We start from the raw sequence: 9,253 nt of genomic DNA, 5'->3' as shown, positions 1-9,253 counted from the left end.
CATGGGTATGTTGCGACCTTATCTTCAGGCCGAGCACTCCGACACCCATGTACTGCTCTGCCCGTTCGCCGGTGCCAGCGGTGGTGCATTCCATAGCTGGCGCGGCCTGGACGAACTGGGCATGGACTTGTCGCTGGCGATTTATCCGGGACGCGACCAGCGCATGCACGAACCTTGCGTGCGTCAGGTCCAGCCATTGGCCGAAAGCCTGGCCGCTGAAATCCAGGCGCTGACCAACCCCCGGCACCAGAAGCTGATCCTGGCCGGGCACAGCATGGGCGCTCAGGTGGCGTTCGAGACTTGTCTGCTACTGGAAAAGGCCGGGAAACCTCCCGCAGGGCTGGTGTTGTCTGCCTGCCATGCGCCGCATCTGAGTGGCAGACGCTTGCTCAGCCACCTGGATGACCAGCGCTTTATCGAACAACTGGTCGCCATTGGGGGTTGCAGCGAAGCGCTGTTGGCCGACCGCGACCTGCTGATGCTGTTCATGCCGTTGCTACGTGCCGACTTCCAGGCAACAGAGAGCTATCACCGTCTGCTTGATCCGCAGCGTCAGCAACTGCGTACCCCGACGTTGCTGCTGCACGGCAGCCATGACCCGGAAGCCGATGCCGAGGAAGTCGCTGCCTGGAACCAATGGCTGTGTGGCGATCACCAGCAACACGTCATGGCAGGCGATCACTTTTACCTGACTCAGCGTCCCAGGGCCTTTGCGGCCCGTGTTCTCGGTTTCATCGAGAACAGCATCAGCCCTTTCCATCATTAACGGGAGCCGGACATGAACACACAACACACCTTGCCCAATGACCCGCTGCAACCTTACCTCGACCTGACGCTACCCCAGCGCCTGCAACACTGGGCTCAGGCCAAGGGCTCGCGCACCGCTCTGGTATCGGGCGAGCTGCGCATGAGCTACACGCAACTCCAGCAACGGGTCGAACGTCTGGCAGGCGGGCTGGCGGCACTGGGCATCGTGGCCGGTGACCGGGTGATGCTGCAATTGCCAAACAGCATTGCCTTTGTCAGCGCCTTTTTCGCGGTGATGCGTATCGGCGCACTGCCGGTCCTGACCATGCCCACCCAGCGCGCTCAGGATATCGAAGCGCTGTGCCAACTGGCCGAGCCGGTGGCCTACCTGATCCCCGACCGCATTCGTGACTTCGATTACCGGGAAATGGCCGCTGACATCGTCGAGCGTCAGCACTCGCTGCGCCATGTGATTGTCGACGGTGAGCCGGGGGCTTTCACTGCCCTGTCATCCCTGGATGCGCCCTGCCCGCCATGGCCGGTCATCGACCCGCTCGATACGGCGTTGCTGCTACTGTCTGGCGGCACCACCGGAACACCCAAGTTGATTCCCCGCAGCCACGCAGCCTACGCCTATAACTTTTCCCTTTCGGCAGAGTTGTGCGAAATCGACAGCAGCAGCGTGTATCTCGCGGTACTGCCGACTGCCCATAACTTCACCCTGGCCTGTCCGGGAATATTGGGCAGTCTGGCAGCGGGGGCGACGGTCATTCTGGGCGAAAGCGCCAGTTGCGATCAGGCCATGCCGCTGATCGAGCGCGAGCGTGTCACCCATGTGGCGCTGGTGCCGCCACTGGCACAGCTTTGGGCACAAGGCCGGGAATGGGAAGACAGCGACCTGTCGAGCCTGAAGCTGTTGCAGGTCGGCGGCTCGCGACTCGATCCGGTTCTGGCGCAACAGCTGCTGGATTCTCTCGGCTGTCGCCTGCAGCAGGTGTTCGGCATGGCCGAAGGCTTGCTGTGTTACACCCGGCCCTCGGACTCGCTGGATGTGGTGATCAACACTCAAGGCCGTCCATTGTCGCCATTCGATGAAGTGCGGCTGGTGGATGCAGATCTGCAGGACGTCGCACCGGGCCAGACCGGCGAACTGCTGACCCGCGGCCCTTACACCATTGCCGGTTATTACCGGGCCGAGGCCCACAACGCCGTCAGCTTCACCCCGGATGGCTTTTACCGCAGTGGCGACCTGGCGCGCTGGACACCCGAAGGCAACATCATCGTCGAAGGCCGGATCAAGGAGCAGATCCAGCGCAGTGGGGAAAAGATCTCTGCCGCACTGATCGAATCCCACCTCAATACCCTGCCCGAAGTCGAAGCGGCGGTTGTGGTTGCCGTGCCGGACACGCTGCTGGGCGAACGCATCTGCGCCTTCATTCTCGGAGAGCAACCTGCGGGCGCGGCTCAGCAGGTGCGTGACCAGTTGCGCGAATGCGGGTTGGGCGAAGACAAGCTGCCCGACCAGTTCGAGTGGGTCGCGGCCTGGCCATTGACCGCCGTGGGCAAGATCGACAAACGCCAACTCGCCGTCATGGCTCAGTGAATCCGGAGTTTTCCATGAGTGCCATCAAGTCCGCGCCCGACTGCCAGAACCTGGGCGACATACGCCTGGGCATCGACAGCATTGACCAGCAGATCGTCAACCTGCTTGCCCGACGCTTGACCTATGTAAAGGCCGCGACCCGCTTCAAGGCCAACGAGCACAGCATTCCCGCTCCCGAGCGAGTCGTGGCCATGCTTGAAGAGCGGCGGCAATGGGCTGCCGAAGCGGGCCTGCCGGTTGACCAGACGGAAGACTTCTTCAAGGACCTGATTCACTGGTTCATCAATCAGCAGATCAGTCACTGGCGCACCCTGCATCAGGAGGCTCGTGAACAATGAACCCACTCCCATCGTTCGACGGGCTGCTGGAGTGCCTGAACAAAGCCCGGCAGCGGGTCAGCTCGCAGAGGCCTTTCGTGCTCGCGTCATTCTCGACACCTTCGCCGGAGGTCGAGCCGCTGACGCTGTTCAGCGCCAATCGGCAACACCTGCAACCGGCCAGCCTGTGGCACGTCAAGGCTCAGGCGCAATATCGCCTGGGGCTGGGCGTTGCCCATGAGTTCAATGCCTGTAGCAGCGACAGTTGGTCAATACTGGAAGAGCGCTGGCAAGGCCTGACGGCGGATGCCGTCGTGCATGGCCCGCACCGACCGGTGCTGTTCGGTGGTTTTGCCTTCGACCGGCAGCATCACCGCACCCGCTTGTGGCGCGACTTTCCCGATGCTGCGTTGACCCTGCCGCGTTTCGAGCTGCATGAAAACGAAGGCCGGACACGCCTTATCGTCAATGTGCTCGTGGAGAAAGGCACCGCCTGTGAGCCACTGGCTGAAAGCCTTGTCAGCCAGTGGTCGACCGTTCTCGCCAGACAGGTGCCCGGCAACACTGCACCCGTCGACAATTATGTGCGTCTGTCCATGGCGCACTTGTGGAAGCAGGACGTGAGCAATGCCGTCGACTGGATTCAGCGCAGCGATCTGGAGAAAGTCGTGCTGGCCCGCTCGCAGAACGTACCGGCGTCAGAACCCTTGCATGAAGTCATGGAGCGTCTGCTGCGCAAGCAACCCAATGCCTACCTGTTTGCCTTTGCCCGAGACACCAGTTGCTTTATCGGAGCATCGCCTGAATGCCTGCTTACCGTGAAGGGCAAGGCCTTTCAGACCATGGCCTTGGCAGGCACGGCTCCGCGCGGCCAGAACAGCACGGACGATGCGCGGCTGGGAGAGCAATTGCTCGCCAGTCAGAAAGACAATGCCGAGCATGCCATGGTGGTCGCCAGCCTCAAGGAATGCCTGAACCCGCACTGCCTGGAACTGGATATCGCCCGGCAGCCACAGTTGCACAAGCTGCCACATATTCAGCACCTGCTGACGCCGGTCCAGGGCACACTCGCGCCAGACGCCAGCTTGCTGGCCATGGTCGAAAGCCTGCACCCGACCCCGGCAGTCGGCGGCTTGCCGCGCAATCAGGCGCTGGACTACATCCGCAATCACGAACACCTGGATCGTGGCTGGTACGCCGGCCCCGTGGGCTGGCTGGATGATCGCGGCAGCGGCGAATTTGCCGTCGCCCTGCGCTCTGCCCTGCTGGATGGCCACAGAGCGACCCTGTTTGCCGGGTGCGGGCTGGTCAGTGAATCGGAGCCTGAGAGCGAGTATCGGGAGAGTGATCTGAAGATGCAGACCATGCGCGAGGCATTACAAGGATAGTTTGGCAGGAGCGGATTTATCCGCGAATGCGGTATTACATCCTGCAGAGATGCTTTGTTTGAAATACCGTCTCGCGAATGAATTCGCTCCTACCGGGCGGTGGCTGCACCCTGCAAGAAGAACTGCATCAACAATGCTGCCATACCGGAACGCGCCACCCGGCCGCGTCGTTCTGCATCCACCAGCCCGAACAACTGGGATGCGAAAATTTCCGTCAGCACCGGCGCGCCGATATCGATGCGGAAGATACCTTCGCGCTGGCCGCGCAGGAAGAAGGCATCCAGAGCATCCGAATATGGCATCCAGCGAGTGCCGCCACAGCGTTCGTCCAGAGAATCCGGACGCCATTGAAAACACAGGAACACCAGCATTTCACGATGGGTCAGGTGCCCTTCGATCAAACGACTCAATGCCTCCAGCGGCGCGGCATGCTCCAGGTCCGAGGTTTCGATGACCTGATTCATCAGCGACGAGCCATGGTTGAGCAACATTTCGATGAGGTTGCTGCGTGTCCCGCAGAAGCGATTGAGGGTAGCCTTGCTCACGCCAGCAGCCTGGGCGATGTCCTTGACCGTACCCGCCGGATGCTCGACGAGCGCGACAGCCAGGGCTTTCAGGAGTTTTTCATCAGCAGCGGGTAAATCCATCGGGTGGTCTTTCACTCATCAAGATTGCATGGCGGGCATTGTGCAGAAAAAGCCCCTTTCCTCAAAGAACATTAACAATTACTCACAAAAGATTCATATGAGTCAATATTGACTCACATTAGCGCAAAACAGATCATTCGCAACTTTAGCGATTAATGGGCCTTGCCCGGGTGAAAGCATGAGTACGTTGCGCGAATGGCGTGTTATTCCGGTTGTCACGCTGCTGGCAGCTCTGGGTCTGGCAGGTTGTGATCAAAAAGCCCAACAGGGCTGGGGAGCGTCAGGCGCGCCACGGGAAGTCGAGTCGGTTGCCGTCAAGGCAGAAGCGTTCACGCTGGTCAACGAACTGCCGGGCCGCATCGAGCCGGTTCGGATCGCTCAGGTACGTGCCCGGGTCGCGGGTATCGTACTCAGCCGCAACTTTGTGGAAGGTGCCGATGTAAAGGCTGGCGATGTCCTGTTCCAGATCGACCCTGCCCCGTTCAAGGCAGCATTGTCCAAGGCTCAGGGCGAGCTGGCACGTACCGAAGCCACGCTGTTCGAGACCCAGGCCACCGTCAAACGCTATGAACCTCTGGTGAAAATCGAAGCGGTCAGCCAGCAGGATTACGACACCGCCAAAGCCGCACTGCAGAACGCCAGCGCTGCCAGGCGCTCGGCCCAGGCCGACGTCGAGACGGCTCGGCTGGACCTGGGTTATGCCACCGTCAAGGCGCCCATCTCCGGACGTATCGGCCGGGCCACCGTCACCGAAGGTGCGCTGGTCGGTCAGGGCGAAACCACGCTGATGGCAACCATCCAGCAACTGGACCCGGTGTATGCCGACTTCACCCAGCCAGTGGCCGATGCCCTGCGCATGCGTACCGCCATCCAGAACGGCAATCTGCCCAAGGGCGGTGAAGACGCGCTGACCCTGAGCGTCGAAGGCACCGACTACCAGAGCCGCGGCACCCTGCTGTTCACCGATATCGCCGTAGACCCCACCACCGGACAGGTTTCCCTGCGTGCCCGCTTCCCCAACCCTGACGGCATTCTGCTGCCGGGCATGTATGTGCGGGTTCGCACACCACAGAGCACGAACGATAACGCCATCCTTGTTCCTCAGCGCGCCATCAAACGCTCCAGCGACGGTGCGGCTCAGGTGCTGGTCATTGGCAAGGACGGGACAGTGGAATCCAGACCGGTGAAAACCGGTGCGATGCAGGACTCGCGCTGGCAGATCACTGAAGGCCTGAGCGCAGGCGAACAGATCATTGTCGGCAACATGACCGGTCTCAATCCTGGTGACAAGGTAGTCCCCAAATCGCAACCCGCTCAACAGCAGGCCAAGGCCCAGTAAGGCCGACCTCAGCGCGATCAAGGATAACTTTCTATGTCACTGTTCTTTATCAAGCGCCCCAACTTCGCGTGGGTCGTTGCCTTGTTCATCCTGCTGGCGGGCCTGATGGCGCTGCCGTCGCTGCCGGTGGCGCAATACCCGGTCGTGGCGCCGCCGCAGATCACCATCACCGCCACCTACCCCGGCGCTTCCGCCAAGGTGCTGGTGGATTCGGTGACCAGCGTCATCGAGGATGAGCTCAACGGTGCCAAGGGGATGCTGTATTACGAGTCGACCAGCAACTCCACCGGCTCTGCCGAAATCAACGTGACCTTCAATCCGGGCACCAACCCGGACATGGCGCAGGTCGAGGTGCAGAACCGCATCAAGAAAGCCGAAGCACGCCTGCCACAGCCGGTGCTGAGCCAGGGTTTGCAGGTGGAACAGGCCAGCTCCGGCTTCCTTATGATTTTTACCCTGAGCTACAAGGGCGATTCGACCAACAAGGACACCGTTGCCCTGGCCGACTATGCGGCGCGTAACGTCAACAATGAAATCAGCCGTGTGGCGGGCGTCGGCAAGTTGCAGTTTTTCGCCGCAGAAGCCGCCATGCGCGTGTGGATCGACCCACAGAAACTGGTGGGTTTCGGCCTGTCCATCGATGACGTGAACACCGCAATTCAGGGCCAGAACGTTCAGGTGCCTGCCGGCAGCTTCGGCAGTACACCCGGCTCGTCACTGCAAGAGCTGACCGCGACGCTGGCGGTCAAGGGCACGCTGGATAATCCCGAGGAATTCGGGCGCATCGTGCTGCGCGCCAATCAGGATGGCTCCACCGTGCATCTGTCCGATGTCGCACGCCTTGCCGTGGGCAGCCAGGATTACAACTTCGAGTCGCGCCTGAACGGCAAACGTGCCGTGGCGGCTGCTATCCAGCTTTCGCCGGGTGCCAACGCCATCGAAACGGTCAAGGCGGTCAAGCAGCGCCTGACCGAGCTGTCGGTCAATTTCCCGGACGATGTCGAGTTTTCCGTTCCCTATGACACCTCGCTGTTCGTGGGTGTAGCCATCGACAAGGTGATCTACACCCTGATCGAAGCCATGGTGCTGGTGTTCCTGGTGATGTTCCTGTTCCTGCAGAACATCCGCTACACCCTGATCCCGACCATTGTGGTGCCGGTCTGTCTGGCCGGTACGCTGGCGATCATGTACTTGCTGGGTTTCTCGGTGAACATGATGACCATGTTCGGCATGGTGCTGGCCATCGGTATTCTGGTAGACGACGCCATTGTGGTCGTGGAGAACGTCGAGCGGATCATGGCCGAAGAAGGCCTGTCCCCGGCGGCCGCAACGGTCAAGGCAATGGGTCAGGTGTCAGGCGCGATTCTGGGCATCACTCTGGTGCTGGCTGCGGTGTTCCTGCCGCTGGCCTTCATGGGCGGTTCGGTGGGTGTGATCTACCAGCAGTTCTCGCTGTCGCTGGCGGTGTCGATCCTGTTCTCGGGCTTCCTGGCCCTGACGTTCACACCCGCGCTGTGCGCCACCCTGCTCAAGCCGATTCCGGCTGGGCATCATGAAAAACGCGGTTTCTTCGGTGGCTTCAATCGTCTTTTCGAGAAGCTGACCCACCGCTACGAGCGCCTGAGTTCAAGCATGCTCAAGCGTGCGGGCCGTTACATGCTGCTGTATGTCGGTATCGTCGGTCTGCTGGGCTTTTTCTATCTGCGCTTGCCGGAATCCTTCGTGCCGGTTGAAGACCAGGGCTATCTGATCGTCGACGTCCAACTGCCGCCCGGTGCAACCCGTGCGCGCACCGATGAAACTGCGCAATTGCTGGAAAAATACCTGATGTCCCGGGAGAGCACCGACGCGGTGACGATGCTGCTGGGCTTCAGCTTCTCCGGCATGGGCGAAAACGCCGGTCTGGCTTTCCCGACCCTGAAGGACTGGTCCGAGCGCGGCAAGGGTCAGTCGGCCGCCGACGAAGCGGCAGCGTTCAACCAGCATTTCGCAGGCCTGAGCGACGGTACGGTCATGGCTGTCACGCCACCGCCTATCGAAGGCCTTGGCACGTCGGGCGGTTTTGCCCTGCGCCTGCAAGACCGTGCAGGTCTGGGCCGTGAAGCCCTGCTGGCAGCACGTAATGAATTGTTGGGCAAGGCCAACGGCAATCCGAAAATCCTCTACGCCATGATGGAAGGCCTGGCGGAAGCACCCCAGTTGCGCCTGAACATCGACCGGGAAAAAGCCCGCGCCCTGGGTGTGAGTTTCGAGTCGATCAACAATGCCCTGTCCACGGCCTTCGGTTCTTCGGTCATCAGTGACTTCGCCAACGCCGGTCGTCAGCAACGGGTCGTGGTGCAGGCCGATCAGGACTCGCGGATGACACCGGAAAGCGTTCTGAAACTCCATGTTCCCAACAGCAGCGGCACACTGGTTCCACTGGCTGCGTTCGTCACCACTCACTGGGAGGAAGGCCCGGTGCAGATCGCCCGCTACAACGGCTACCCGGCGTTCAAGATTTCGGGCGATGCACCGCCGGGTGTCAGCACCGGCGAGGCGATGGCAGAGATCGAGCGGATTGTTTCCGAGCTGCCACCGGGCATTGGTTACGAGTGGACCGGCCTCTCCTATCAGGAGAAAGTGGCCAGTGGTCAGGCAACGGTGTTGTTCGCTCTGGCGCTGCTGGTGGTGTTCCTGCTGTTGGTCGCGCTTTATGAAAGCTGGGCAATTCCGCTGGTGGTGATGCTGATCGTACCGGTGGGAGCCCTGGGCGCGGTGTTGGCTGTGACGGCCGTCGACATGCCTAACGATGTGTACTTCAAGGTTGGTTTGATCACGATTATCGGTCTGTCGGCGAAGAACGCGATCCTGATCGTCGAGTTCGCCAAGGAACTGTGGGAACAGGGGCATTCCCTGCGCGAGTCGGCCCTTCAGGCTGCACGCCTGCGTTTCCGCCCGATTGTCATGACCTCGCTGGCCTTTATCCTGGGTGTCGTCCCGTTGGCCATCGCCACCGGTGCCGGCGCTGCCAGCCAGCGCGCAATCGGGACCGGCGTGATCGGCGGCATGCTCAGTGCGACCCTGCTGGGTGTGATTCTGGTGCCGATCTTCTTTGTCTGGGTGCTGTCGGTGTTACGCCGCAAGCCCAATGCAATCGAGTAGGAGAGAATCGGGCGGGGGGTCCCTCCGTGCTCCATAATAGAGCCGCCGTCCGCGGTTGCTCACGGAGG

The 9,253-nt window shown here is 61.1% G+C and carries 7 protein-coding genes; 6 read left to right on the top strand and 1 reads right to left on the bottom strand.

What is annotated here, in order from left to right; translation table 11 throughout:
* Position 1 precedes the first annotated feature (1 nt).
* The 4 genes from K5D32_RS15310 to K5D32_RS15295 are packed head-to-tail and all read left to right on the top strand — an operon-like array spanning position 2 to position 4,055.
* The gene (locus K5D32_RS15310) at positions 2 to 766 is read left to right on the top strand and encodes a thioesterase II family protein (protein ID WP_221600859.1); all 765 of its coding nucleotides are present in this window, start codon (positions 2 to 4) and stop codon (positions 764 to 766) included.
* A gap of 12 nt (positions 767 to 778) precedes the next feature.
* A complete protein-coding gene (locus K5D32_RS15305; protein WP_221600856.1) occupies positions 779 to 2,350 on the top strand; it encodes a (2,3-dihydroxybenzoyl)adenylate synthase in 1,572 nt (523 codons plus the stop codon).
* A 14-nt stretch (positions 2,351 to 2,364) separates the two neighbouring features.
* The gene (locus tag K5D32_RS15300; RefSeq protein ID WP_221600854.1) at positions 2,365 to 2,688 is read left to right on the top strand and encodes an isochorismate lyase; all 324 of its coding nucleotides are present in this window, start codon (positions 2,365 to 2,367) and stop codon (positions 2,686 to 2,688) included.
* Positions 2,685 to 4,055 carry an isochorismate synthase gene (locus tag K5D32_RS15295; protein WP_221600853.1) on the top strand — a complete coding sequence of 457 codons (1,371 nt, stop codon included), beginning with the start codon at positions 2,685 to 2,687 and terminating at the stop codon, positions 4,053 to 4,055. Before K5D32_RS15300 ends, K5D32_RS15295 begins: the two co-directional genes overlap by 4 nt.
* 89 nt (positions 4,056 to 4,144) lie before the next feature.
* Here the strand turns inward: K5D32_RS15295 and K5D32_RS15290 are convergent, their stop codons facing one another.
* On the bottom strand, positions 4,145 to 4,702 hold the full coding sequence (locus K5D32_RS15290; RefSeq protein WP_221592847.1) for a TetR/AcrR family transcriptional regulator: 558 nt from the start codon (positions 4,700 to 4,702) through the stop codon (positions 4,145 to 4,147).
* 178 nt (positions 4,703 to 4,880) lie between these two features.
* Here K5D32_RS15290 and K5D32_RS15285 point away from each other — a divergent pair, with 178 nt between their 5' ends.
* Entirely contained in the window at positions 4,881 to 6,041 is a 1,161-nt protein-coding gene (locus tag K5D32_RS15285) for a MexC family multidrug efflux RND transporter periplasmic adaptor subunit (RefSeq protein WP_221600851.1), read from the top strand.
* A 33-nt stretch (positions 6,042 to 6,074) separates the two neighbouring features.
* Positions 6,075 to 9,185 (top strand): efflux RND transporter permease subunit, encoded by a 3,111-nt coding sequence (locus K5D32_RS15280; RefSeq protein ID WP_221600849.1) that lies wholly within the window; start codon positions 6,075 to 6,077, stop codon positions 9,183 to 9,185.
* Positions 9,186 to 9,253: the final 68 nt, after the last annotated feature.

The organism is Pseudomonas cichorii (assembly GCF_019719005.1).
Lineage (GTDB): Bacteria > Pseudomonadota > Gammaproteobacteria > Pseudomonadales > Pseudomonadaceae > Aquipseudomonas > Aquipseudomonas cichorii_E.
This window is presented reverse-complemented; position numbering and strand designations above follow the sequence as displayed.

What these genes read in the sequence shown, in the direction of transcription:
- K5D32_RS15310 (WP_221600859.1), top strand. Translation starts at nt 2, where the DNA reads ATGGGTATGTTGCGACCTTATCTTCAGGCCGAGCACTCCGACACCCAT.
- K5D32_RS15305 (WP_221600856.1), top strand. Translation starts at nt 779, where the DNA reads ATGAACACACAACACACCTTGCCCAATGACCCGCTGCAACCTTACCTC.
- K5D32_RS15300 (WP_221600854.1), top strand. Translation starts at nt 2,365, where the DNA reads ATGAGTGCCATCAAGTCCGCGCCCGACTGCCAGAACCTGGGCGACATA.
- K5D32_RS15295 (WP_221600853.1), top strand. Translation starts at nt 2,685, where the DNA reads ATGAACCCACTCCCATCGTTCGACGGGCTGCTGGAGTGCCTGAACAAA.
- K5D32_RS15290 (WP_221592847.1), bottom strand. Translation starts at nt 4,702, where the DNA reads ATGGATTTACCCGCTGCTGATGAAAAACTCCTGAAAGCCCTGGCTGTC.
- K5D32_RS15285 (WP_221600851.1), top strand. Translation starts at nt 4,881, where the DNA reads ATGAGTACGTTGCGCGAATGGCGTGTTATTCCGGTTGTCACGCTGCTG.
- K5D32_RS15280 (WP_221600849.1), top strand. Translation starts at nt 6,075, where the DNA reads ATGTCACTGTTCTTTATCAAGCGCCCCAACTTCGCGTGGGTCGTTGCC.